This window comes from Nucisporomicrobium flavum, from assembly GCF_016464385.1.
In the GTDB taxonomy this organism is placed as follows: domain Bacteria; phylum Actinomycetota; class Actinomycetes; order Mycobacteriales; family Micromonosporaceae; genus Actinoplanes; species Actinoplanes flavus_A.
In genome coordinates, this window is the sequence record NZ_JADMLH010000024.1 from 22,772 (window position 1) to 46,440 (window position 23,669).

The following is a 23,669-nucleotide window of genomic DNA, read 5'->3' on the forward strand; positions in this document are numbered from 1 at the left end:
CGTGTCCGACGTCGAGGTCATCCGCAACGAGACCTTCTCCGGTAAGGACTGGGCGCTGGCGGAGGTGGAACGCGCGGTCTACGAGGACTGCGCGTTCCACGACGTCGACTGGTCGGAGGCGCGCCTGACCGGCTGCACGTTCCGGCACTGCGAGTTCGGCAACGTCCGCTTCAACGCGGCGGAGCTGACGACCTGCGCGATCATCCAGTCCCGCCTGCGCCGCTGCTCGTTCTTCGACGCGACGCTGACCGGCTGCAAGCTCACCGGCGCCCAGTTCCTCGACTGCTCGTTGCGACCGCTGACGGTCGACGGCGGGGACTGGGGCTTCGTGTCGCTGCGCGGGCAGAACCTGACCGCGGCGAAGCTGGGCGGCCTGCGGCTGCGGGAGGCCGACTTCGAGGGAGCCAACCTCACCCGGGTCGATCTGCGCGGCGCGGACCTCTCCTACGCGCGGCTGAAGGATGCGGTGCTCAAGGGCGCCGACCTGCGCGGCGCGGACCTCGACGGAGTCGCGTTGCGGGAGGTGGACCTCACCGGGGCGAAGATCGACATCTCCCAGGCCGGGCTGGTCGCGCAGGCCTACGGAGCGATCCTGGGCTGAACGCGAGTGGCTTATCTCCCGCCGGGCGGACCTGCCGGGTAATGCGCCGTTAACCGACTGATACGGTCCGGAAAAACCGTCCCGCGGACTGGGAGTAAGAGCATGGGCAAGAAGGTCACCGTCGTAGGCGCCGGTTTCTACGGGTCCACGACCGCACAGCGTCTGGCCGAGTACGACATCTTCGAGACCGTGGTGCTCACCGACATCGTCGAGGGCAAGCCCGAGGGCCTCGCGCTCGACCTCAACCAGTCGCGCCCGATCGAGGGCTTCGAGACAAAGATCGTCGGCGCCACGACCGGCCCGAACGGCGAGGGCTACGAGGCCATCGAGGGCTCGGACGTCGTCGTGATCACCGCCGGCCTGCCGCGCAAGCCCGGCATGAGCCGCATGGACCTGCTCGGCGTCAACGCCAAGATCGTCCGCCAGGTCGCCGAGAACGTCGCGAAGTACGCCCCCAACGCCGTCGTCATCGTCGTGTCCAACCCGCTGGACGAGATGACCGCGCTGGCCCAGATCGCCACGCAGTTCCCGAAGAACCGGGTGCTCGGCCAGGCCGGCATGCTCGACTCGGCCCGCTTCACGAACTTCGTCGCCGAGGAGCTCAAGGTCCCGGTCGCGAGCGTGAAGACCCTCACGCTGGGCTCGCACGGCGACACGATGGTGCCGGTGCCGTCGAAGTCCTCGGTCAACGGCAAGCCGCTCACCGACCTGCTGCCCGCCGACAAGGTCGAGGAGCTCGTCACCCGTACCCGCAACGGTGGCGCCGAGGTCGTCGCGCTGCTGAAGACCGGATCGGCGTACTACGCCCCGTCGGCGGCCGCGGCCCGCATGGCCCGCGCTGTGGCTGAGGACTCCGGCGCGGTCATGCCGGTGTGCGCGTGGGTCGACGGCGAATACGGCATCTCCGGCGTCTACCTGGGCGTCGAGGCCGAGATCGGCGCGACCGGCGTGCGCCGCGTCGTGGAGACCGAGCTCACCGACTCCGAGCTGGCGGGCCTCAAGGAGGCGGCCGAGGCGGTTCGCGCGAAGCAGGCCGACGTCGCCGACCTCTGACAGATCGCGATGAGGGCCGGGCCGTTTCGGCTCGGCCCTCATTCTTTTCCCACCCGCCCCCACACCGTCGACAGATGCGACACCGCCAGCACCGAGCCACGGGAGGCGGCCCGCTGCAGCGCCGCGATCCGTGACCGCCGCGCCGACTCCGGGTCCAGGTCATGGCCGTACGCCAGCTCGGGCCGGACCAGCTGCACGGCGTGGACCAGCAGATCCCCTGTCACGAGCAACGACTCGTCGCCCGACTCCACCAGCACCGACTGGTGCCCCGGCGTGTGACCCGGCGTCGCGACGATCCGCACCTCCGGTGACAGCGTGGTGTCCCCGTCGACCACCTGCAGCCGGCCCTGCTCCCGGAGCGGACGCAGCAATACGTCCTCCTGCGCTCGCGCGGCGAAGGCCTCCGCGTCCGCCCGTTGCACAACCACCCGGGCGTTCACGAACGGTGAATCCGCCGGCACGGCCCAGCCGATGTGATCGGTGTGCAGGTGGGTCAGCACGATCGCCTCGACGGCGCCCGGGTCGAGACCGGCATCGAGGAGCGCGGACGGCAGCCGGCCCGGCACCGGCGCCCAGTCGGCGGCCAGGGAGCCGGCCGGCCCGATGCCCGCGTCGACGAGGGTGACCCGGCCGTCGGCGCTTCCGATCGCGAAGCTGCGGAAGCTCAACCACCATCGGCCGTCGGCGGTCAGCGAACCCGGGTCGAGCGCGTCGGCGGCGGCCCAGTCCTGGGCGGTCGCGGCGGGGAAAGCGTCCTCGCGCTGATCGAAATGCGGCCCCTGGGCGTCGTCGAGGGCGATCACGGTCAGGGGCCCGATCTTGCGGGTGGCGTCGGTCATGGCCGCGACTTTATCGATGGCGGCCGGGCCCGGCCGGAGTTATCCACATCAGGGCTCTGTCCACAGGAACGCCGGTGCGGCGTTGCGGGCGGCCGGGGCCGACGGGCAGCCTCGTGGGCATGAAGATCGATGATCGGCCCGTCGCGAGGGCTGCCGGCGGCCTGAGGATGAGGTGCTGTGCCGCCCTCACGAGGGCTGTCCGCCGGATGGCAGCGGGCGCCCGCGCGGGCCTTCGTCAGCTGCGCGCCGGCCTCCATCAGCCGTGTGCCGGCCTTCGTCAGCTGCGCGCGGGCCTCCATCAGCCGTGCGCCGGCCTTCGTCAGCTGCGCGCCGGCCTTCGTCAGCCGTGCGTGGGCCTTCGTCAGCTGTGTGCGACGCCCAGGCCGAGCAGGATGAGCCCGGTCGCGGCTGCCAGGGTCGCCACGGTCGAGGTGGCCGAGCCCTCCGACGTCGTCTCCCGCAGCACGAGCGCCGCGACCGGCACGACAGCGGCCGCGACCAGCCACACGGCGTTCACGGTGACGGCCAGCACGAGGGCAGCCAGAACCACCGTGACCAGGATCGGGCTGGTCCGGTGGGGCGGGAGCGGAGGCTGCGCGCTGGACATCGTCAGAAAGCGTAGAACCCTCGCGCCACGTGAGGCCCGGCGGCGATCTTCAACCGGCAGGCAGTACGCTCGTACTGCTAAGCATGTGTCCCGGGAGAGGAGCGCCGGCCGATGGTGGCGAAAATCAAGGTCAACAACCCGGTCGTGGAGCTCGACGGCGACGAGATGACGCGGATCATCTGGAAGCAGATCCGTGAGCAGCTGATCCTGCCCTACCTCGACGTCAACCTCGAGTACTACGACCTGTCGATCCAGTACCGCGACGAGACCGACGACCAGGTGACCATCGACGCGGCCAACGCCATCAAGCGCCACGGCGTGGGCGTCAAGTGCGCGACGATCACCCCGGACGAGGCCCGCGTCGAGGAGTTCGGCCTGAAGAAGATGTGGCGGTCGCCCAACGGCACCATCCGCAACATCCTCGGTGGCGTGGTCTTCCGCGAGCCGATCATCATGTCGAACGTCCCGCGGCTGGTGCCGGGCTGGACCAAGCCGATCATCATCGGCCGGCACGCCCACGGCGACCAGTACAAGGCCACCGACTTCGTGGCGCCCGGCCCCGGCAAGCTGACGATGACCTTCACCCCGGAGGACGGCTCGCAGCCCATGGAGTTCGTGGTCACGGACTTCCCGGCCGGCGGCGTCGCGATGGGCATGTACAACTACGACGAGTCGATCCGCGACTTCGCGCGCGCCTCGTTCCGGTACGGCCTCGCCCGCAACTACCCGGTCTACCTGTCGACCAAGAACACGATCCTCAAGGCGTACGACGGGCGCTTCAAGGACCTGTTCGCGGAGATCTTCGAGACCGAGTTCGCCGAGGACTTCAAGAAGGCCGGCCTCACGTACGAGCACCGCCTCATCGACGACATGGTCGCCGCGGCCCTGAAGTGGGAGGGCGGCTACGTCTGGGCCTGCAAGAACTACGACGGTGACGTGCAGTCGGACACGGTGGCGCAGGGCTTCGGCTCGCTCGGCCTGATGACCTCGGTGCTGATGACCCCGGACGGCAGCACGGTCGAGGCCGAGGCGGCGCACGGGACGGTCACCCGGCACTACCGGCAGTGGCAGAAGGGCGAGAAGACGTCGACGAACCCGATCGCGTCGATCTTCGCCTGGACCGGCGGCCTCAAGCACCGCGGCAAGCTGGACGGGACCCCGGAGGTCACCCAGTTCGCGGAGACCCTCGAGCGGGTCTGCATCGACACCGTCGAGGGCGGCCAGATGACCAAGGACCTGGCGCTGCTGATCGGCCGGGACGCGCCGTGGCTGACGACGGACGAGTTCATGAACGCGCTGGACGAGAACCTGGCGCGGAAGCTCGCCGCCTGATCCGACAGCTTCGACGAAGGCCCGCCGGCACCTGCGCCGGCGGGCCTTCGCGCGTCCGGAGGACCGGCCGGCCCGGGCCGGAGCGTCTCGGGGGATCGGCCGGGCTGGGTCGGAGGATTGGGGGGTCGGCCGGCCTGGGTCGGAGGGTCCCGGGGGACCAGGCGGCCCGGGCTGGAGCGTCTGGGGATCGGCCGGCGTGGGCTGGAGCGTCTGGGGGTCGGCCGGCGTGGGCTGGAGCGTCTGGGGGTCGGCCGGCGTGGGCTGGAGCGTCTGGGGGTCGGCCGGCCCGGGCTGAAGTGTCCGGGGGGTCGGCCGGCCCGGGCGCTGCGGGCCTGGTCGGAGGCCTGCCCGGCCGGAGGGCCGGACTTGACCGGGACCTTCGGCCCGGATGGTCGTGCCCTTGCGCCGCATCGCCGCACGGGCCCGGCCAGCGAGGATGATCTCGGCGGATGGGCCGCCAGCCGATCACGAGGGGCCGACGATGAGCCACAGGAATGCCACACGAGTTCCGGCAGCGGGGACGCAGGCCGTAGCCGCCGAACCGGTCGCACCTGCCGAGCAGGCCGCGGCCGTCAAGCCCACCGCGCCGACGACGCCGGCCGCGAAAGCCCCGAAGGACGCATCAGGCGCGAATGCCCCGAAGGCCGCACCGGCTCCGGAGGTCGCGAAGGCCGCGAAGACGGCGGAGAAAGCACCGGCCGCGGAGGCCGCGAAGACCGCCGAAGCCGCGAAGACTGCGACGGCCGCGGAGGCTGCGCCGACGGTGGTGGACCAGGCGGTGGGTGCGCTCGTGACGGCCGCGGAGAAGGCGCTCGCCGACTACGCCTCGTACACGCAGGAGCAGATCGACCACATCGTCGCGAAGGCTTCCGTTGCCGCCCTGCACCAGCACGGTGAGCTGGCGCGGCTGGCCGTCGAGGAGACCGGGCGGGGTGTTTTCGAGGACAAGGCCGTCAAGAACATGTTCGCCGCCGAGCATGTCACCCACCACATGGCGGGGCTCAAGACGGTCGGTGTGATCGCGCGGCACGAGATCGAGGGGATCGTCGAGATCGCCGACCCGGTCGGGGTCGTGGCCGGCCTCACCCCCGTGACGAACCCGACCGCCACCGTGATCTTCAAGGCGCTGCTGGCGCTCAAGACCCGTAACCCGATCGTCTTCGCCTTCCACCCGAACGCGCAGCGCTGCAGTGCCGCCGCCGCGCGGGTGGTGCGCGACGCCGCGATCGCCGCCGGTGCCCCGGAGCACTGCGTCGGCTGGATCGAGGAGCCGTCGCTCGAGGCGACCCGGGCTCTCATGCACCACGACGGGGTTTCCACGATTCTCGCGACCGGCGGCAACGCCATGGTGCGGGCCGCCTACTCCGCCGGTAAGCCCGCGCTGGGTGTCGGTGCCGGCAACGTTCCGGCGTACGTGCACGCCACCGCGGATGTCGGGCGGGCCGTCAACGACATCGTGCTGTCGAAGACCTTCGACAACGGCATGATCTGCGCCTCCGAGCAGGCCGTGATCCTCGACGAGCAGATCGCCGCCGAGGCGCTGGCCGAGTTCCGGCGGCTGCACGCGTACGTGGCGAGTGCCGAGGAGAAGGCGCTGCTGGAGCGGTACGTGTTCCCGCCGGAGAAGAACGGCGGCCTCAACAGCGCCGTCGTCGGGCAGTCGGCGGCGTGGATCGCCGAGCGGGCCGGTTTCGCCGTACCCGAGGACACCTCGCTCATCCTGGCCGAGGTCGCCGCCGTCGGGCCCGCCGAGCCGCTCAGCCGCGAGAAGCTGTGCCCGGTCCTGGCGCTGCTCCGTTCCGACAGCGACGAGCAGGGCATCCGGTACGCCGAGCAGATGGTCGCGTTCAACGGCCTGGGCCACAGCGCCGTCATCCACGCGAGGGACAACGCCCTGGTCGAGGAGTTCGGCTCCCGGGTGAAGGCCGTCCGCGTGATCTGGAACGCCCCCGCCTCGCAGGGCGGCATCGGCGACATCTACAACGCGTTCGTGCCCTCGCTGACCCTGGGCTGCGGCAGCTACGGGCGTACCTCGGTGTCGGACAACGTGTCGGCCGTGAACCTGCTGAACATCAAGCGGATCGGCCGGCGCACCAACAACCTGCAGTGGTTCAAGGTGCCGTCGAAGACGTTCTTCGAGCCGCACGCGATCCGATACCTGCGCGACATGCCGGGCGTGGAGCGGGTCACCATCGTGACCGACCCGACGATGACCCGTCTGGGCTATGTGGACCGCATCCAGCAGGTGCTGCGCCAGCGCGGCGGCGGGGTGACCGTCCAGGTCATCGACGACGTCGAGCCGGAGCCGAGCATCGACACGGTGCAGCGCGGTGCCGCGGTGATGCGTTCGTTCCGCCCCGACACGATCATCGCGCTGGGCGGCGGGTCGCCGATCGACGCCGCCAAGGTGATGTGGCTGCTGTACGAGCACCCGGACGTGGTCTTCGCCGACATGCGCGAGAAGTTCGTCGACGTGCGCAAGCGCGCCTTCCGCTTCCCGACGCTCGGCAAGCTCGCCCAGCTGGTGTGCGTGCCGACGACCTCGGGCACCGGCGCGGAGGTGACGCCGTTCGCGGTGATCACCGACACCGCCACGGGCCAGAAGTACCCGCTCGCGGACTACGCGCTCACCCCGAGCGTGGCGATCGTCGACCCCGAGCTGGCCGCCGCGCTGCCGCCGGCGGTGACCGCGGACAGCGGCTTCGACGCGCTCACGCACGCGACCGAGGCGTACGTGTCGGTCTACGCGAACGACTACACCGACGGCCTCGCGCTGCACGCCATCAAGCTGATCTTCGGCAACCTGGAGCGCGCGACCGTGGCGGGCGCGGCGGACCCGGCGGCCCGGGAGAAGATGCACAACGCGGCCACCATCGCCGGCATGGCGTTCGGCAACGCGTTCCTGGGCATCGTGCACGCCATGGCGCACACGCTGGGGGCGACGTTCCACATCGCTCACGGGCGTACCAACGCGGTGCTGCTGCCGCACGTGATCCGGCACAACGGCAAGGTCCCGGCGAAGCTGACCGGCTGGCCGAAGTACGAGCGGTACGTGGCGCCGGAACGGTTCCAGGACATCGCCCGGATGCTCGGCCTGCCCGCGGAGACCCCGGAGCAGGGCGTGGAGTCGTACGCGGCAGCGGTGGAGCGGCTGCGCACGGCCGTCGGCATCCCGCCGTCCTTCCAGGCGATCGGTGTCCCCGAGCGGGAGTTCGTGGACGCCCTGCCCCAGCAGGCCATGAACGCCTACCTGGACCAGTGCGCCCCGGCGAACCCGAGGATGCCGATGCTCGCCGACCTGCAGCGCCTCATGCGCGACGCTTATTTCGGGACCGGTGTCGACGAAAAGTAAGAATGCATCAAAGGGGATGTTTAGGATCCGTAACCGAGGGGTAGGCCGTTCGTTTCACTGGACAGAACGGATGACGGTCCGCCGCATGACGGAGGTCGCCCGCCGATCTGGCCGCCTTGTCCCGGGCGCCGATCGGCTCTCCGCAAGCGGTGCCGACCAGTAGGTGTGCACGCCTGCCGTCCCTTCCCTGCGGGGGGCCTTGTCCCGGGCCCCCCGCCCCCTATGTCCGCCGCGAAGAGCCGGCGCCGCGAGAAGCGGCGCCGGCTCCGGCGTGAAGAGGCTCCGGCGCCGCGGGATGCGGCGCCGGCTCCGGCGTGAAGAGGCTCCAGCGCCGCGGGATGCGGCGCCGGCTCCGGCGTGAAGAGGCTCCAGCGCCGCGGGATGCGGCGCCGGCTCCGGCGTGAAGAGGCTCCAGCGCCGCGGGATGCGGCGCCGGCTCCGGCGTGAAGCGCCGGGGGTGGGACAGTCAGATCGCGTCGCGGAGCAGCTGTGCCGCCTTCTCCGGCACGATGTCGTTGATGAACGCGCCCATCGCGGATTCCGACCCGGCCAGGAACTTCAGCTTGTCCGCCGCCCGCCGGATGCTGAACAGCTGCAGGTGCAGGTAGCCCAGCTCCCGCCCCTCCCCGATGACCGCCTGGTGCCAGGCGGCGATGTACGGCATCGGCTTGTCGAACAGCGCGTCGAAGCGCTTCAAGATGTCCAGATACAGCGGGGCGAACGCGTCACGTTCGGCGTTCGTCAGCGCCGGGATGTCCAGGACGTGGCGGTTGGGCGCCAGCTGCACCTCGAACGGCCAGCGCGCGGCGGCCGGGACGTACGCGGTCCAGTGCTCGTTGGCGCCCACCACCCGGATGCCGGCCTGCTGCTCAGCGGCGAGGACGTCCGCGTACAGGTTGCGGCCACCGGTGCGGTCGGCGTGGCGGCGGGCGGCTGCCAGCATCGCCGTCGTGCGGGGCGGGACCATCGGGTACGCGTAGATCTGGCCGTGTGGGTGGCTCAGCGTCACGCCGATCTCGATGCCGCGGTTCTCGAACGGGAAGACCTGCGCCACACCCGGCAGCGCCGACATCTCGGTGGTGCGGTCGGCGAGCGCGTCGACGACCGTACGGACCCGCGCGGGTGAGAGGGCGCCGAACGAGCTGGTGTGGTCGCTGGTGAAGCAGACGACCTCCGCGCGCCCGACGCCGGGGCGTACCGGAACCATCTCGGTGAGCTGTGTGATCTCGTCGGGCTTGACCCGGTCGCTGAACGACGGGAACTGGTTCTCGAACACGACGACGTCGTAGTCGGGGGCCGGGATCTCGCTGGCGAAGTCCGGTGTGGACGGGCACAGCGGGCACTTGTCGGTGGGTGGCAGGAACGTGCGGGTCTGGCGGTGCGCCGCGACCGCGACCCACTCGTCGACCAGCGGGTCGTAGCGCAGCTGCGAGGTCGGCGGCGGGGGCGGCAGCCGGCGGGTGTCGGGCCACTTCGTCCGGTCCACGCCCGTCGACTCGTCGAAGTAGATCAGCTCCCGGCCGTCCGACAGCTCGATCGCCGTCCGCTGCTCAATCACTGAACTTTTTTCAACGTGGCGAGGCCGATCCTGGCCGCCGCCGTTGGACGGCTGGGCGCCGTCGGGCTCGATGCCAGGTTGAAAATGGTTCACTGAGCGCTCACCACCATGAGGTCGTTCACCTGTTCCGCGAGGATCGTGCGCGCGCTCTCGTCGAGCTGGTCGTCCGTGATCACCACGTCGGCGCGGTTCAGCGGCACGATGGAGGAGATGCCGACGGTGCCCCACTTGGTGTGGTCGGCGAGCACGACGAGCCGCTCCGCCGCCTCCACGAGGGCCCGGTTGACGTCCGCCTCCATGAGGTTCGGCGTCGTGTAGCCGGCGCGCTCGCTCATCCCGTGCACGCCGAGGAAGAGCATGTCGAGGTGCAGCGTGCCGATCGCGGCCACCGCCACCGGGCCGACGAGCGCGTCCGAGGGGGTCCGCGTGCCGCCGGTGAGCACCACCGTCTGGTCGGGCCGCCCGGCGCGGTAGAAGATGTCCGCCACCGGGATCGAGTTGGTGACCACGGTGAGCGCCGGCACGTCGACGAGGCGCTGGGCGAGGCCCGCGGTCGTGGTGCCGGCCGAGAGCGCGATCGCGTCGCCGGGGGACACCAGCGCCGCCGCGCGCATCGCCATGGCCGCCTTCTCGGTGCGCTGGCGCACCGACTTGGCCGCGAAGCCCGGTTCGTGCGTCGAACCAGGGCTCACCGTGGTCGCGCCGCCGTGTACCTTCGCCAGCAGACCCCGGTCCGCGAGGGACTCGAGGTCGCGGCGGATGGTCATGTCGGACACGCCGTACTCGGCGGCCAGCTCGCTGACCCGGACGCCGCCGGCCGCCCGTACCCGATCGAGGATCGCCGCCTGGCGCTGCTGGGCCAGCATCAGAGACCCGCCGCCGTCGGCCGTGTGAACCGCACTATTTCGAACACGTGCGAACACTACCCGCCGATCGGGTGTGCGCAAAAGAGTGTGTTAGATACCTCGTCCGCGTTTGTGCAGGGCGGAGAGCACATTCTCGACCTTCACCGCGCCGGTCATGGCCGCGAGCGCGATCGCCGTACGCGGTTCCTTCCAGTTCGCGCGCACCGCCTCCTTGCTGAACTGCCAGGCCTGCGACCGGTTGCCGGTGGCCGCGGACCAGCAGGCGAGCTGTCCGTAGACGCGCGCCGCGCCGGGCCGGCAGCCGCTGATCTCCGGATGACGTTGCATCATCCAGCGCAGGGAGGAGATCTTCGTGGCGTATTCGTACGCATAGTGCGAGGTCCGGCCCCACAGCACCCGGACGAGCGGCTCGTCGAGGTGCACGATCGGCGCGCGCCGGGCCGCCCGCAGCAGCAGGTCCCAGTCCTCGTTCTGACTGCCGGGCGCGTCCTCGGCCACGAGCCCGATCGCGTCCTCGTGCAGCGCCTCCCGGCGGACCAGGAACGACGAGGAGTGCAGCATCGCCATCCGGGAGCGGGCCAGCTCGTCGACCGTGACCCGGCTGCGCCCGGCCAGCCGTGGCGTGCACTTGCCCTCGTACTCGACCTCGATCGCACAGGTGGCGAACTCGGCGTCCGGCTCGGCCACCAGCGCGGCGACCTGGCGGCGCAGCTTGTCGGGGTCCCAGCGGTCGTCGTCGTCGCAGAACGCCACGAGCTCGGTGTCCAGCGCCAGGATGCCGGTGTTGCGCGCGCCCGCCAGCCCGGACGTACGCCAGTTCGTCAGCACCAGCACCTGGGTGCCCTCGGTGGAGGCGAGCAGGTAGTCGGGCTCGGTCTGGTCGTACACGACGACGACCTTGACCTCGCCGGGGTAGCGCTGGCCGCGTACCGAGGCGATCGCCTTGCGGACCAGCTCGGGGCGGTTGCGGGTGGGGATCACAACGCCGACGGACGGCCAGTTCATCACGCCTCCTGGGGTGCTTCTGCGGGGTTGAGCGGGTACCCGTACGCGCGCAGCATCGGCGCGCACACCGCGCCGACGAGCCGCCGCTGGCTGCTGGGGAGCGAGCGCACCCAGGCGTCGTCGCGGCGCAGGGGCAGCCGGCCGACCGTGAAGCGCATGGGGTTGCCCGCGGCGCTGTGGCCCACGCCGAGGTCCGCGTACCCGTCACCGAGGAAGCTCAGGTCGGCCTCGCCGGCCGGGACGCCCGCGTAGTCGGCGAGCTCGCGCAGGGCGCCGCGCGGGTCCGTGAGGAACTGCTCGTAGCGGATCCGCTTCACCGGCACGCCGCGGCGGGCGAGCAGACCGAACGCCGCGTTGTGCGCGTTCCACAGCAGGGCCGAGCGGCCGGGGGAGTAGCGGGTCATCTCGTCGCTGCCGTCGGTCTCCGGCCGGGAGATGGTCTTGGTCCAGGAGTACGCGACCCCGCGGGCGTCCCGGACGACGTGCACCACGCGCAGGTCCACGTCCTCCGCCCAGCGCAGCACGTGAGCGAGCGCGCTGTGCTTGGAGGAGTCGACGACCACCTCGGCGCCGGAAACTTCGGCGGCGGCGGCGTACACGCGGGCGTAGAAGCCGGCGTACTCGCGGACGTCGGCGAGCTGGGCCGGGGGCAGGGTCGCGGCGGCGAGACGGGGGATGAAACGGGTGCGTTCGACGGCGTTGCGCAGCGCGTGGATGCGGTCGACGTCGACGTTGTGCCAGCCGCCGTACGCCCGCTCGCCGACCCGCCGCCAGAACGTGCAGGCCGCGAACCGTGCGCCGCAGCCGCACCGCTCGTTGTCCCGGATGTCGCGCTGCCAGAGGTGGACGATCTCGCCGAGCGCGCACACCGAGGGCAGCTGACCGAGCAGGCGCTCCACGAGCGTCGTTCCGCTTCGCCCTAATCCGCCCAGATATACAACGCGTGCCACTTCTGCCCACCTTCGCTCGTTTCGCTCCTATAACGAGCGAACGAGCTGGAAGGAGGCGCGATGTCCATCGAGGCTTTCGACCGCGTCCACCTCGACGGGACCGGGTTCGACCCGATCACCGAAGGGGAGGTGGTCGCGCTGGTCCGCGAGGCGATCGCGGCCGGTCGCGGGGGCCGGATCCTCACCCCGAACATCGACATCATGCGGCAGGCGCAGGGCGATCCGGAGGTGCGCGGGTACCTCGCCGACGCGGACCTGATCGTCGCCGACGGCATGCCGCTGGTCTGGGCCAGCCGGCTGAGCGGCACGCCGCTGCCCGAGCGCGTCGCGGGGAGCAGCCTGGTCTGGTCGCTGTCGCGCGGGCTCGGCCACGACGGCCGGTCGGTCTTCGTGATCGGGGGTACGCCGGCAGCCGACGGCGTGACCGACGGTGCGACCCGAGCCGCGGACCGGCTCGCCGCCGAGTGTGAGGGGCTGCGCGTCGCCGGCACGCTCTGCCCCGCCTTCGGCTTCGAGCGGGACGAGGCGGCGTACGCGGACTTCTGCAGCAAGGTCGCCGGCGCCGAGCCGGACATGGTCTTCGTCGGCCTGGGCTTCCCCAAGCAGGAAGCCGTCATCACCCGGCTGCGCGCGCTCATGCCGCGGGCGTGGTTCATCGGCTGCGGGGCGGCGGTCAACTTCGTCGCCGGGGACGTGGACCGGGCGCCGCGGTGGATGCAGCGGACCGGCCTCGAGTGGGCGCACCGGCTCGGCACCGAACCGCGGCGGCTCGCGGGGCGCTATCTCAAGCACGACGCCCCGTACGCGCTGCGGCTGCTCGCCCAGGCGCGCCGCCGCTAACAAGACGGACGTACGGTTTGGGTTAGGGTGGCGGCATGGCATTCACGTTCGAGCGTCTCCACCATGTCCTGCTGGCCATCCCGCCCGGCGGCGAGGACGTCGCCCGCGCCTTCTACGGCGGCGTCCTCGGCATGACCGAGCTGGCGAAGCCGGAGTCACTGCGGCAGCGCGGCGGCTGCTGGTTCCGTGGGGGCGGCTGGGAGGTGCACCTGGGCGTCGAGAAGGACTTCGTGGCCGCGCGCAAGGCGCACCCGGGCGTCCTCGTCGACGACCTCGACGCCCTGGCCGCCGCGCTGAGCGAGGCCGGGCGGCCGGTGGACTGGGATCCGGACTTCCCGGGCCACCGCCGCCTCTACTCGTTCGACGACCACGGCAACCGGCTCGAGTTCCTGCAACCGCTTTCCGCGGAATGACAAAGGCCGGTCACTGCGGGTTGAAGTACGGGTCCTTCGTCAGCCGGGTGAACGCCTTGAACGCCGGCCGGTCCCCGGCGAGCTGGAACTGCTGCTTCGGCCCGTTGCCCTCCGGATCGGACTCGAAGTAGACGACCGCCTTGATCTGCGGGTTGGCCTTGAACGTGCGCTGCGCGTCCCGCAGCCACGCCGCCCGGCCGGCCGAGCCCCACGCCTTGGCCACGCCGAACTCGCCGATGATGACGGGCTTCGGCCGCTGCGCCGCCCAGGTGAGGAACGGGCCCATCAGCTGCCCGATCGGCTGGAACAGGTTGCCGGCGTACACGTCGACGCAGGTCCAGTCGACCTGGTCGTCGCCGGGGTAGAACGCCGGGGCGTCGCCGCGGATGAACCCCTCCGCGGTGGGACACCACACCCACGAGACGTTCTTCACCCGCTCCTGCGCGAAGATGCCGCGGATGTGCTTGTACGCGGCGATGTAGTCCTCGCCGGACCACATCGTCGCCCGCAGGTTGGGCCGGTCCATCTCCCAGCGCACCCGCAGCAGCAGCGGCTTTTTCACCTTGCGGATCGCTTTGGCCTGCTTGCGGATCAGCCGGTCGTGCTCGCCCGCGGTGATCGAGCGGTTGTCCCCGGTCGCCCAGCTGACCATCAGCGTCGCGCCCTGGTCCAGCAGGTCGGCGTCGGACTCGGTGCCGACCATCTGCTCGAACCGGCGGTACGTGTTGACGATGTCCAGCCGCCGGCCGAGGTCGTCCTCGAGCCCGTCGACCGCCTGGAGGCGGCCCTCGTGGGTCAACTCGTCCGGCTTGATCCACGCGCCGACGTACGCGCCCTCGGCGGGCGCCTCGAACGGTCCCGCCTCGAACGGTCCCGGGTTCACCGCGACGGCGACCGGCGGGCTGGTCAGGTCGGGTGACGGCGTCGGCTCGGGCTCGGCCCGCCGGTGCGAGGTGCAGCCGGCGAGCACGAGCGCGACGACGCCCAGGAGGGCGACAGGGCGGCGCACGGCGGTTACTTCTTCCGGCGCGCCGTGTAGACGACGTTCACAGCGAAGCCGTCGGTGCCGGGCAGGGCCCGGGCCGCCGCGTCCGCCGCCCGGGCGAGCGGGTTCTTGTTCAGCGACTCGGTCAGCATCGAGAAGCCTCGCCGCTCGACGATCTCGAAGCCGTGCCGGGCCAGCAGCGCCTCGACGTCGGCGTGCGACAGCTCGGCGAACCAGCGCTGCCCGGAGTGCCGGCGCGCGCGCAGGTGCCGTACCGAGCCGGCGTTGCCGTGGTTCTCCACCACCAGCACGCCCGCGTCCCGGGTCGGCAGCGCCTTGGCGGCGAAGGCGATCGCCCGCTCGCGGACCGTCTCGTCCACGTTGAGCAGCAGTCGGAACATCGTGACGATCGCCGGGTGCCCGGCCGGCACGGGGTTCGGCACCGGGCCGTCCGCGGGGATCTGGTGCCACTGCGCCCGCGAGCCGACCTCCTCCGCCTTCGCCATCATCTCGGCCGAGGTGTCGTAGCCGTGCGCCTCCCGGACCAGCCCGTGCAGCGTCCGGATCGCCCGGCCCGTCCCGCAGGCGAAGTCGTGCTGCACCGGCTGCTTCGCCCCGAACTCGCGCTGCACGAGCTTGCGCAGGTACGCCTGCTGCCGCTCGTTGATCTGCGAGGCGTAGCTGTCCGGCGCGTACGTGACGTGCTCGTACTTGGCGACGGCGTCGGCGTCCTGGAACACCTTGGTGTATTCGGTGGTCAACCGGTCCTCCTTGACATGAGCTTGCGTGGCTTGAAGGCGTCGAGTGCGAGGGGGCGGCGCAGCAGCCAGGCGCCCGCGGCGAACGCGGGCACCGCCACGCCGGCCGCCAGCGCCAGACCGGTCGTGCCGGTCCCGGTCAGCACCGTCACGGCCCGGGGGAGTACGCCGAAGCAGGCCACCGACAGCGCCCCCGCAGCGAGCGTTCCCCGACCGAACGGGTGCAGCCGCGCCACCCGGCCCACCTGGACGAGCGGCAGCAGGTTGTTGGCGACCATGGCGCAGGCGAGCCCGATCGCGGCGCCGAGCGCGCCGTACCGGGGGATCAGCAGCACGTCGAGGCCGATCGTGACGACGAGCGCGACCAGGACGTTGTAGAGGTTCCACGAGGTACGCCCGGCCATCGCGAGCACCATGTCGACCATGCCGCACCCGGTGGCGACGAGCATCGCGCAGGCCAGCACCACCACGACGGGCGTACCGGCGACGTAGGACTCGCCGAACAGCCGCAGGTACAGCGGCGCGAAGAGGATGACCAGCAGGTTGATCGGCCAGGTCACCAGGACGAGCCAGCCCGTCGCGGTCTGGTAGAGGTGGTTCGCGCTCGCGCGGTCCCCGACGGCCAGGGCCTCGGCGAGGCGGGGCTGCACGGACTGCGAGATGCCCTGGTTGGCGAACTGGATCAGCACGACGAACCGGCCGGCGACCGCGTACACGGCGGCCGGGACGAGGCCGCCCAGCGCCGCCACGAGCAGCACGTCCACCCGCTGCAGGGCGAGCTGCGCGACGCTGGCGAGCGCGCGCGGGCCGGTGAACCGCCAGAAGTCCCGGCGCAGGTCGAGGCGTTCGCTGCGCCGGGTCCGGAACCGCTCCGGCTTGCCGGCCAGGTAGATCTTGCGCAGCGCGAGCGCGGCCAGGACCGTGACCGGCAGGTACGGCGCCACCCACGCGAGCGCGAACGCGGGCAGCGAGGCGCTGGTCCACATCGCCGCCGCCCCCGCCGCCCCGATGCACAGCAACTGCAGCGTGCTGCGCAGGACGCGGTCGAGGGTGACGGTGGGCCGCATCGCCTTGTACCCGCGGGTGGCGGTCAGCAGGGCGTCGGTCATCGCCTGCAACGGCAGGAACAGCGCCAGGACGCGCAGCCCGGCGATGTGCTCGTGGCGTACGTGCGGCGAGTCGGCGGCGGTGAGCCCGGCGATCGCGGGCGCGGCGAGCCACATGGCGACGCCGAGCACGACCGCCAGCACCAGCACGGGTGTCAGCCCGGTACGCAGGCACGCGCCGAGCAGGTGGTCGCGGCCGGTGGCGCGCAGCCGGGCCGGCCAGTACACCAGGCCCGTCTGGGTGCCGAGCTTCGCCAGACCGCCGACCAGCACGAACGCCGCGGTCGCCGCGAAGAACGCGCCGGCCTGCTCGGCGCCGAGGGCGCGCGCGACCACCCAGGTGACCACGACGCCCGTGCCGCCGGCCAGCGCGGACCCCACCATGTTGGCGAGACCCCCGCGGGCGACCCCTCGAGCCTTCGATGCGGTGGGGGCCTCGAGAGTGGCCGTCACGCTTGGCGCCAGATGGGTACGCGGCCCAGCCACGTGATCAAAGCGTCGTCGTGCGGCGCGTAGTGGTTGGTCAGCTCACGGCGGATCCCCGGGTCCATGTCGGACTGCCGGGGCCGGGCGTTGTGCCGCTCGAACTCCGGGTGCCCCAGGTTGATCGGCAGCCCGAGGAACGCGCAGACCTCGTCGTACACCTGCTCCGGCTGGCTGAAGAAGCGCTCGCTCTCCACCACGTGGATGCGTTCCCGGCCCACGTGCTGCGCCATGACGCTCAGGTAGCGGGCGTACTCGCCGCGGGCGCGGTAGGCGTGGTGCTGGTGGGCGAACGAGTAGTACTTCGGGTCCGCGGCGAGCATGTCCTCCTGGCGGTGCAGCCGCGCCGGTTCGAGCGCGAGCGCGTTGCCGAAGTCGTGCTCCGGTTCGAAGTCGCGGGCCACCTCATGGTGGTGCTGCGAGTACGCCCGCTCCACCGGGTCGCGGACCAGCACCACGAGCTTCGCCCCGGGCAGGTCCGCGGCGATCCGGGCGGCCGCCTGCGGGTGGTACATGTAGTACGGGCTCGACTCGAACGTCTGCGCCGGTACGCCGTGACGCTCGTACACCTTGTCGGCCTGGCGCTGCAGCGGGAAGTGCGCCTTGTACCAGGACATGCCGCGCTCGTACGAGACGTCGAAGTAGTGCACGCCCTTGTGCAGCACGGCCTTGAGCACCGCCGGGTGCTGCGACAGCGCCCGGTACAGCGACGTGGTGCCGCACCGCTGGCCGCCGCAGATGAGGAACGACGGGATCATCCGGCTGGGCGCGGTGAGCCGGCCGTACGACCTCGACCCGAGGTGCACGACGCGCTTGACCGGCGCGGGAACTTTGCGAACGTCCATCAGAGTTGCTCGACCCTTCGGATCAGTACGGGCAGCAGCCACGTGCCGAGCACGCCCAGGCGCGCGCCGGCCTCGGCCTGCCGGTCGGTCAGGTAGCGCACGGCCAGGTCGACCAGGTACAGCAGCGCGGTCAGCTCCTGCGCGTCCGGCGCGACCCCGAACGGCTGGAGGAGCTCGCCGGCGCGGCGTACGGTCGCCTCCACCGCGCCCTCGGCGTCGCCGGAGGCCTGGATGCGGCGCTGCAGCTCGTGGTGGACCGCGTCGAAGCCGGTCGGCACGCCCTTGGTGAACCGTTCCCAGTCCCACACCAGCAGCGCGTCCGCGAGGTTCGCCATGTTCCACGGCGCCCAGTCGCCGTGCCAGGCGCCGTACCGCAGGGTGGTGTGACCGGCGTGCGTGGCCAGCAGCTCCGCGGCCGACGCCAGCGCGGCCCCCTCCGGCCGGTCCGCGACGGCCGTGAGGCGCCCGCGCAGCTCCGCCCAGTACGCGCTGCCGACCAGGCTCCCGCTCGTGTAGCCGCAGCACCCGGCGATGTCGAGCATGGCGGCGGTGAGCCGGCGCGGGGTCAGCGGCGCCCGCGGCAGCCACACCGGCAGCGCCGACTGGATGAGCACCTGCGAGCCGCGCCACACCCCGGCGTGCAGCACGCGCGGGACGGTCAGCTTGCTCAGGCCGACGGTCCCGAGCGCGGTCAGCGCCGCGGTCTCCGCCTTGACCAGGCGCTGGGTCAGCGGGCCGGTGCCCATCTTGCCGAAGCCGAAGGTCTCGCCCTCGGGGCTGATCAGCTGCAGCACCGGCTTGCGGTTGGCGCGCGCCGGTCCGATGTGGATGCTCACCGACAGCTCGCGGCCCAGCGCCTCCCGCAGGTAGCCGTCGATGCTCCCGGCGGCCGGGCCGGTGATCCGGATCCGGTCGCGCAGCAGGACGCTGGAGGCGCCCGTCCGCAGCGCGGCCACGACGGCGTCCCGCTTGAGCCGGGCGGCGCGCGACTGCGGCTCGGCGTACCGGCGTACGGCCGCCGCGGAGACCCGGCGCGACGTCGTGGGCACCAGCAGCCGGGGGCGGCGTGCGTCCGGGACGACCACGTACTCGGCGATCGCCTCGCCCCGCCGGTCCTCGGTGCTGCACGGCGCCGGATAGAGCAGCTCGAGCACCTCGGCCAGGTACTGCGTACGCAGCGCCGAGTCGCCGGCGGTCAGCTCCGCCGGCGCGGTCTTAACGGGCATCAGCGTCCCCCTCGAGTTGGTTGCGCCACAGCAGCGCGTAGGCCAGGAACATGAACGCCAGGGGGGTGGGGATCGCGTTGTACCAGAACATCGCGGTGAACGAGCTGACGATGGCGGCGCCGGCTGCGATGCCGATCGGCGTACGGTCGCGCCGGAACCGCCACAAGCCGTAGCCGAAGAAACCCAGGTACGCGATCGTGCCGACGGCGCCGTGGGCGTACAGCAGCTGCCACAGCTGACCGTTGCCGCCGACGGTGAAGTTGCCGCAGCGCTCACAGCTGGCGCTCTCGCCGACCGTGATCGAGTTGCGGCCGCCGATGGTGTTGCGGGTGGACCCGTAGCCGATGACGGGCGAGTCGACGAAGCCGTCCACCGCACGTTGCACGAGGAACGAGCGCACGCCGTTGGACTTGCCGTTGTCGAGCCGGGCGTCGACCACGTCGCCGAGGGGCGTGGCGATCAGGGCGACGACCAGCCCCACGGCGGCCAGCACCACGGCCGCGATGATCCAGAGCCGGCCCATCAGCACGTACCGGACGGCGACGTAGAGGACGACGACGCCGATGCCGATCCACAGTCCACGGTTCAGCGAGACCACCGCGGGGATCACCGCGACCGCCAGGCACAGCACCGCGAGCAGCTTGGTCCCGGCGTTACGGGTCGCCCAGGCGGCCACCACGAGCCAGCCCATGAGCAGGCAGAAGTTGTTGCCCCAGGTGTTCGTGTAGCCCCACGGCGCGGCCGGGCGGGGCTTCTCGCCGCCGACCAGGTCCATGATCTGTGCCGCGTACGGGTGCACCAGCGACTGCACGAAGCCCTTGGACCGTACGCCGCCCGGCAGCAGCCACTCGACCGGCGAGGTGAACTCGAACGTGCCGGCGAGGATGCCCAGCAGGCCGCCGGCGACGGTCACCACGAACAGCCAGCCGAGCAGCTTGACCAGGCGCCGCCGGGGCAGCTCGAGCTCGGTCAGGTTGCCGGTGTAGACGAGCAGGACGGTCAGGGCCGCGTACATGACGAGCCGGTAGATCACCGCGACCAGCCGGTCCGTCGCCGCCTCGGCCACCGTGCCGGCCGGGTCGGCGCCCAGCGCCGCGATGCTGATGACGACCGCGGCCAGGAACAGCGCCCACCAGCCGAAGCCGGGCGGCAGCCGCAGCGGCCGTCCGGCTGCCCGCCGCCGGACCAGCAGCACCAGCATCGGCGCGGCCATGATCGGGAAGATCAGCACGCCCAGGCCGAGCGCCCACCACAGCGGGTACAGGGCCAGGATGCCCGCCACCGGCCAGGCCGGGAGCCGGGTGGGCCGCTCGGGTGCCGCGCTGTGCGCCGCCCGCTGCGTGCGGGGGACGACCAGGGTCACTTCTCGGCCGGCTTCTCGGGGCTCGAGGCGGCCTTCGGACCGCCGGCCGGCCTGGTACCGGTGGTCAGGTCGATCACCGCGGTGACCTCCTCGCTGCCGTCACCCTGGCGCGGCGGGCGGGCCGGCGGGCCGGTGGGGATCCGCATCGGCTGGGTGCGGTCGTCGTCGAGGACGGCCGTCTCGTCCGGCTTCTGCGCGCTGAGCGCCACCGCCGGCAGGTTGTCCGCCGCGGTGCTGCGGGCCATCCCGGTGAGGTGGGGCAGCACCACGGCGCCCAGCAGCGGCGTGCCGACCCGGCTCAGCTGCTCGGCCGCGTCCAGCAGCGCCGGACGCTTGGCGCGGCGCAGCTCGACCGCCAGGATCGCGGCGTCGGCGAGGCTGGCCAGGCTCTGCGCGTCGGCGCTGCTGCTGGTCGACGGGGCCTCGATGACGACGTACCCGGTCTGCTGGCGCAGGGCCTGCAGGGTGTCGCGCAGCCGCTGCGACTGCATCAGGCCGGCCGCGGTCGCCGCGCCGCCGGTGGTGATCACCCGCAGCGACGGGATCCGCGGGGTGCGCTGCATGGCCCGCTCCAGCCCGATCCGGCCGGCCAGCAGTTCGGAGAGGCCGGGCATCGCCGTGACCCCGAGCATCCGGGCCAGCGGCGCGGCGTCCACGACGCTGTCCGGCAGATGCGCGCCGACCAGGACCACGTCGCTGCCGGTACGCGCGAGCGCCGCGGCCAGGTTCGCGGCGACCAGCGTGGTCGACGAGCCCCGGCTGGCACCCGTGACGACGATGATCTGGTCGCCGGGGCTGAGGCTGGCCAGGATCTCGTTGCGCAGCCGGTTGAAGACCCGCCCGCCCGGCCCGTACGGCTGCAGCACGTCGTCGAAGCGCGGGGTGGTCCGCTCGTCCAGCGCCGCGAGCACCGGGATGCGCCCCCGGTCGCGGACGTCGGCCGCCGTCCGCAGGCGCCGGTCGAACCGCTCCCGCATGAACGCCAGCGCGAGCCCCGCGAGCAGCCCGAGCATCGTGCCGGTGGCGATGTTGAGCAGCGCGTTGGGGCTGGTCGGCTCCTCCGGCTCGCGGGCGTCGCTGATGATGCTGCCGGCGTCGACGGTCGCCGTGGTCAGCTCGTTGAGCTTGCCGGTCAGGTTGTTGAGCTGGTTCTGCGAGTTGCTGCGCAGGCTCTCCAGGTTGCTGCGGTCGGAGCTGCCGCTCGGCGCCTTGGCGAGCCGGCTGTTGATGCTGGTCAGGTTCGTGGTGAGCTGCCGGACCTTGAGGTTCAAGGTCTTGATCTTCTGGTCCAGCACCGAGCGGGCGGCCTCCTCGCGGTTGCGCAGGTACGCCTCCGCGAACGCGTGCGAGCCGGCCTGGGCGTCGCGCGGGTTGTCCGCCTCGAAGCTGATCACGAGGACCGTCGTGTTCGCCGGCACCTCGACCGACACGTCGTGCGCCAGCTCGATCGGCGACACCGGCGATCGCAGCAGCGCCGCCGCCTTGGCGGCCACCGCGCCGGAGGGCACCAGCTGGGCCTCGGTGTCCAGGTTGATCGCGCCCTTGGTACGCCCGCCGGACGCGTTGGTGTCCTGGTCGACGGCCTGCACGAGCACGGAGGTGGACGACTCGTAGACCCGTGGCAGCGCCTGCGTCACCGCGGCGCCGATCCCGAGTCCGGCCCCGGTCGCGGCCAGCACCACCCACCAATGCCGGCGGAACACGCCCACGTAGTGCGAGAGGTCGGCGGTCACCGGGCGGGTTGGTTCCATCGGTACGGCGGCCCTTTCGCAGGCGGAGTAGCGGGTCACGACGCGGGGGCCAGCCCCCGAGGGGTAAACGGCCCGTGCGCCGATGCGTAACTACTCCGCCGCGATCGGTTACTTCATCTCGGGCTCCACCCAGCCGCTGTCCACCAGGTACGCCAGCACGAGGTCGACGGCCTCCGGCACCGACATGTCCGTGGTGTCGAGGACCAGCTCGGCGTCGGTGGGCACCTCGTACGGGTCGTCGATGCCGGTCATGCCGCGCAGCTGGCCGGCGCGGGCGCGCGCGTACAGGCCCTTGCGGTCGCGCTGCTCGCACACCTCCAGCGGGGTCGCGACGTGCACGAGGATGAAGCCTGCCCCGGCCTCGGCGGCCATCTGCCGGACGGCGGCGCGGGCGTTCGCGTACGGCGCGATGGGACACGCGATCGCCATGCCGCGGTGCCGCGCCACCTCGGCCGCCACCCAGCCGATCCGCCGGACGTTGCGGTCCCGGTCGGCGCGGCTGAAGCCGAGGCCGGCGGAGAGCTCGCGGCGCACCACGTCGCCGTCGAGGAACGTGATGGTCCGCTCGCCGCTCTCCCGCAGCGTGTCGGCCAGGCCGCGGGCCACGGTGGACTTGCCGGAGCCGGAGAAGCCGGTGAAGAACACGACGAGCCCGCGGTGCCGGCGGGGCGGGCGCACCCGGGCCAGCTCCTTGGCGACCGCCGGCGGGGTGTGCCACTCCGGCAGCGGGAAGCCGCGGTCGAGCAGGTCGTTGATCTCGGCGGCGGACATCGCCAGGCGCCGGTTGCGCGGCGGGATGTCGTCGCGCCAGCGCCACTGGCCGTCACGGTTGTCGTACGCGAGCTCGCGCGGCACGAGCACCCGCAGGCCGCCGCCGGAGAGCATGTCGCCGGTGGACAGCACGTGCGTCACGCCGTACGCGGCGGCGACCCGGGCCCGCAGCAGCGCGTCGCGCATCTCGTCGCCGCGGGGGAGCAGCGGCACCGCGACGATGGTCGCGGGCGGCATCCGGTCGCGCGCGGCGAAGACCGAGCGGACCAGCGCCTCCGGCGGCAGGCCGTCGGGGCCGGGGCCGGTCACCGGGATGAAGATCAGCAGGTGGGCGGCGAGCGTGCGGGCCGCGTGCGCGATCTGCGCGAGCTGCGGGCGGTGCAGCGGCCGGTCGGCGATCACGCCCAGGACCCGGCCGGGCGGCAGCAGGGCCTTCACTTCCTCGGGGGTACGCCGCAGGCGCTGGAACGGCCCGTGCCCGCCGTCGCCCATCCGGCGCACCGTGCCACCGACGGCGGAGAGCCCGTCGGTGGTGGGCCACGCGTCACTCACCTCGATGGCCGCGACCGGTGCGCCCTCGGGGTCGGTGAGCACGACCGTCCGATGCAGCGGGTCGTCGAGGTCGAGCGCGGCGGCCATCTCGGCGGGGATCTCCAGCGTGACCGCGACCGGCCACGACGTCCCGTCGGCCAGCCGGCCGCGGCGGCGCAGCGCCTGCAGATCGGCCCGGCCCAGGAAACCGGTCAGCGGCGCGTACGCCCCCGAGAGCAGCAGCTCCAGGTCGGCCAGTTCGTGCGCGCGCGGCGTGTACGAGGGCGCGTCACGCAACACGTCCTCGGGCAGCACAGAACCGTCGTTCACCAAAGACTCCCCCTGCAGTGACTTGGAGGACAGTTTCGCAGCCGGACTCCACCGGGTCGAGCCGGGTCTGTGATCGATCCGGCGCGCCGGACGTAACCCAGTCG

General features: G+C 72.1%; 20 protein-coding genes. 6 read left to right on the forward strand and 14 right to left on the reverse strand.

The genetic code is table 11. The features are described 5' to 3' along the window. Window position 1: 1 nt before the first annotated feature. The gene (locus tag IT780_RS36475) at window positions 2–601 is read left to right on the forward strand and encodes a pentapeptide repeat-containing protein (protein ID WP_199516424.1); all 600 of its coding nucleotides are present in this window, start codon (window positions 2–4) and stop codon (window positions 599–601) included. Window positions 602–703: 102 nt separating this feature from the next. Further along, window positions 704–1,654 carry a malate dehydrogenase gene (mdh, locus tag IT780_RS36480; RefSeq protein WP_199516425.1) on the forward strand — a complete coding sequence of 317 codons (951 nt, stop codon included), beginning with the start codon at window positions 704–706 and terminating at the stop codon, window positions 1,652–1,654. 38 nt (window positions 1,655–1,692) lie between these two features. Here the strand turns inward: mdh and IT780_RS36485 are convergent, their stop codons facing one another. Next, window positions 1,693–2,493 carry an MBL fold metallo-hydrolase gene (locus tag IT780_RS36485; protein WP_199516426.1) on the reverse strand — a complete coding sequence of 267 codons (801 nt, stop codon included), beginning with the start codon at window positions 2,491–2,493 and terminating at the stop codon, window positions 1,693–1,695. A gap of 361 nt (window positions 2,494–2,854) precedes the next feature. Next, entirely contained in the window at window positions 2,855–3,100 is a 246-nt protein-coding gene (locus IT780_RS36490; RefSeq protein WP_199516427.1) for a hypothetical protein, read from the reverse strand. A gap of 114 nt (window positions 3,101–3,214) precedes the next feature. Here IT780_RS36490 and IT780_RS36495 point away from each other — a divergent pair, with 114 nt between their 5' ends. Both IT780_RS36495 and adhE read left to right on the forward strand, forming a co-directional pair. Continuing rightward, window positions 3,215–4,432 carry an NADP-dependent isocitrate dehydrogenase gene (locus tag IT780_RS36495; protein WP_199516496.1) on the forward strand — a complete coding sequence of 406 codons (1,218 nt, stop codon included), beginning with the start codon at window positions 3,215–3,217 and terminating at the stop codon, window positions 4,430–4,432. Window positions 4,433–4,913: 481 nt separating this feature from the next. Then, window positions 4,914–7,784 (forward strand): bifunctional acetaldehyde-CoA/alcohol dehydrogenase, encoded by a 2,871-nt coding sequence (gene adhE, locus IT780_RS36500; protein ID WP_233414094.1) that lies wholly within the window; start codon window positions 4,914–4,916, stop codon window positions 7,782–7,784. Between the two features lie 466 nt (window positions 7,785–8,250). Here adhE and galT read toward each other — a convergent pair whose 3' ends face one another. The 4 genes from galT to IT780_RS36520 all read right to left on the reverse strand — a co-directional run bounded on the left by galT (window position 8,251) and on the right by IT780_RS36520 (window position 12,163). Beyond that, complete coding sequence (gene galT / locus IT780_RS36505; protein ID WP_199516428.1) at window positions 8,251–9,342, reverse strand: galactose-1-phosphate uridylyltransferase; 1,092 nt, start codon at window positions 9,340–9,342, stop codon at window positions 8,251–8,253. Between the two features lie 89 nt (window positions 9,343–9,431). Further along, window positions 9,432–10,208, reverse strand: coding sequence for a DeoR/GlpR family DNA-binding transcription regulator (locus IT780_RS36510; RefSeq protein ID WP_199516429.1), 777 nt, complete (start codon window positions 10,206–10,208; stop codon window positions 9,432–9,434). A gap of 90 nt (window positions 10,209–10,298) precedes the next feature. Further along, a complete protein-coding gene (locus tag IT780_RS36515; protein WP_199516430.1) occupies window positions 10,299–11,213 on the reverse strand; it encodes a glycosyltransferase family 2 protein in 915 nt (304 codons plus the stop codon). Further along, window positions 11,213–12,163, reverse strand: coding sequence for a sulfotransferase family protein (locus tag IT780_RS36520; RefSeq protein WP_199516431.1), 951 nt, complete (start codon window positions 12,161–12,163; stop codon window positions 11,213–11,215). Before IT780_RS36520 ends, IT780_RS36515 begins: the two co-directional genes overlap by 1 nt. Before the next feature lie 60 nt (window positions 12,164–12,223). Here IT780_RS36520 and IT780_RS36525 point away from each other — a divergent pair, with 60 nt between their 5' ends. Beyond that, window positions 12,224–13,003: a WecB/TagA/CpsF family glycosyltransferase gene (locus IT780_RS36525; protein ID WP_199516432.1), complete on the forward strand. Its 780-nt coding sequence runs from the start codon at window positions 12,224–12,226 to the stop codon at window positions 13,001–13,003. A 35-nt stretch (window positions 13,004–13,038) separates the two neighbouring features. Further along, window positions 13,039–13,416 (forward strand): VOC family protein, encoded by a 378-nt coding sequence (locus IT780_RS36530; protein ID WP_199516433.1) that lies wholly within the window; start codon window positions 13,039–13,041, stop codon window positions 13,414–13,416. A 10-nt stretch (window positions 13,417–13,426) separates the two neighbouring features. Here the strand turns inward: IT780_RS36530 and IT780_RS36535 are convergent, their stop codons facing one another. From IT780_RS36535 to cysC, 8 genes are all read right to left on the reverse strand, one after another. Continuing rightward, window positions 13,427–14,425 carry a glycosyl hydrolase gene (locus IT780_RS36535; protein ID WP_199516434.1) on the reverse strand — a complete coding sequence of 333 codons (999 nt, stop codon included), beginning with the start codon at window positions 14,423–14,425 and terminating at the stop codon, window positions 13,427–13,429. Between the two features lie 5 nt (window positions 14,426–14,430). Further along, window positions 14,431–15,162, reverse strand: a complete 732-nt coding sequence (locus IT780_RS36540) for a methyltransferase domain-containing protein (RefSeq protein ID WP_199516435.1) — start codon at window positions 15,160–15,162, stop codon at window positions 14,431–14,433. Then, entirely contained in the window at window positions 15,159–16,718 is a 1,560-nt protein-coding gene (locus IT780_RS36545; RefSeq protein ID WP_307831570.1) for an MATE family efflux transporter, read from the reverse strand. Before IT780_RS36545 ends, IT780_RS36540 begins: the two co-directional genes overlap by 4 nt. Beyond that, window positions 16,715–17,593, reverse strand: coding sequence for a sulfotransferase family protein (locus IT780_RS36550; protein ID WP_199516437.1), 879 nt, complete (start codon window positions 17,591–17,593; stop codon window positions 16,715–16,717). Before IT780_RS36550 ends, IT780_RS36545 begins: the two co-directional genes overlap by 4 nt. Further along, on the reverse strand, window positions 17,593–18,819 hold the full coding sequence (locus tag IT780_RS36555; RefSeq protein ID WP_199516438.1) for a hypothetical protein: 1,227 nt from the start codon (window positions 18,817–18,819) through the stop codon (window positions 17,593–17,595). Before IT780_RS36555 ends, IT780_RS36550 begins: the two co-directional genes overlap by 1 nt. Beyond that, window positions 18,809–20,182, reverse strand: a complete 1,374-nt coding sequence (locus IT780_RS36560; protein ID WP_199516439.1) for an O-antigen ligase family protein — start codon at window positions 20,180–20,182, stop codon at window positions 18,809–18,811. Before IT780_RS36560 ends, IT780_RS36555 begins: the two co-directional genes overlap by 11 nt. Then, window positions 20,179–21,933: a Wzz/FepE/Etk N-terminal domain-containing protein gene (locus IT780_RS36565; RefSeq protein WP_199516440.1), complete on the reverse strand. Its 1,755-nt coding sequence runs from the start codon at window positions 21,931–21,933 to the stop codon at window positions 20,179–20,181. Before IT780_RS36565 ends, IT780_RS36560 begins: the two co-directional genes overlap by 4 nt. Before the next feature lie 108 nt (window positions 21,934–22,041). Next, complete coding sequence (cysC, locus tag IT780_RS36570; protein WP_199516441.1) at window positions 22,042–23,565, reverse strand: adenylyl-sulfate kinase; 1,524 nt, start codon at window positions 23,563–23,565, stop codon at window positions 22,042–22,044. Window positions 23,566–23,669 lie beyond the last annotated feature (104 nt).

What these genes read in the sequence shown, in the direction of transcription:
- mdh (WP_199516425.1), top strand. Translation starts at nt 704, where the DNA reads ATGGGCAAGAAGGTCACCGTCGTAGGCGCCGGTTTCTACGGGTCCACG.
- IT780_RS36485 (WP_199516426.1), bottom strand. Translation starts at nt 2,493, where the DNA reads ATGACCGACGCCACCCGCAAGATCGGGCCCCTGACCGTGATCGCCCTC.
- IT780_RS36490 (WP_199516427.1), bottom strand. Translation starts at nt 3,100, where the DNA reads ATGTCCAGCGCGCAGCCTCCGCTCCCGCCCCACCGGACCAGCCCGATC.
- adhE (WP_233414094.1), top strand. Translation starts at nt 4,914, where the DNA reads ATGAGCCACAGGAATGCCACACGAGTTCCGGCAGCGGGGACGCAGGCC.
- IT780_RS36510 (WP_199516429.1), bottom strand. Translation starts at nt 10,208, where the DNA reads ATGCTGGCCCAGCAGCGCCAGGCGGCGATCCTCGATCGGGTACGGGCG.
- IT780_RS36515 (WP_199516430.1), bottom strand. Translation starts at nt 11,213, where the DNA reads ATGAACTGGCCGTCCGTCGGCGTTGTGATCCCCACCCGCAACCGCCCC.
- IT780_RS36525 (WP_199516432.1), top strand. Translation starts at nt 12,224, where the DNA reads ATGTCCATCGAGGCTTTCGACCGCGTCCACCTCGACGGGACCGGGTTC.
- IT780_RS36530 (WP_199516433.1), top strand. Translation starts at nt 13,039, where the DNA reads ATGGCATTCACGTTCGAGCGTCTCCACCATGTCCTGCTGGCCATCCCG.
- IT780_RS36550 (WP_199516437.1), bottom strand. Translation starts at nt 17,593, where the DNA reads ATGGACGTTCGCAAAGTTCCCGCGCCGGTCAAGCGCGTCGTGCACCTC.
- IT780_RS36555 (WP_199516438.1), bottom strand. Translation starts at nt 18,819, where the DNA reads ATGCCCGTTAAGACCGCGCCGGCGGAGCTGACCGCCGGCGACTCGGCG.
- IT780_RS36565 (WP_199516440.1), bottom strand. Translation starts at nt 21,933, where the DNA reads ATGGAACCAACCCGCCCGGTGACCGCCGACCTCTCGCACTACGTGGGC.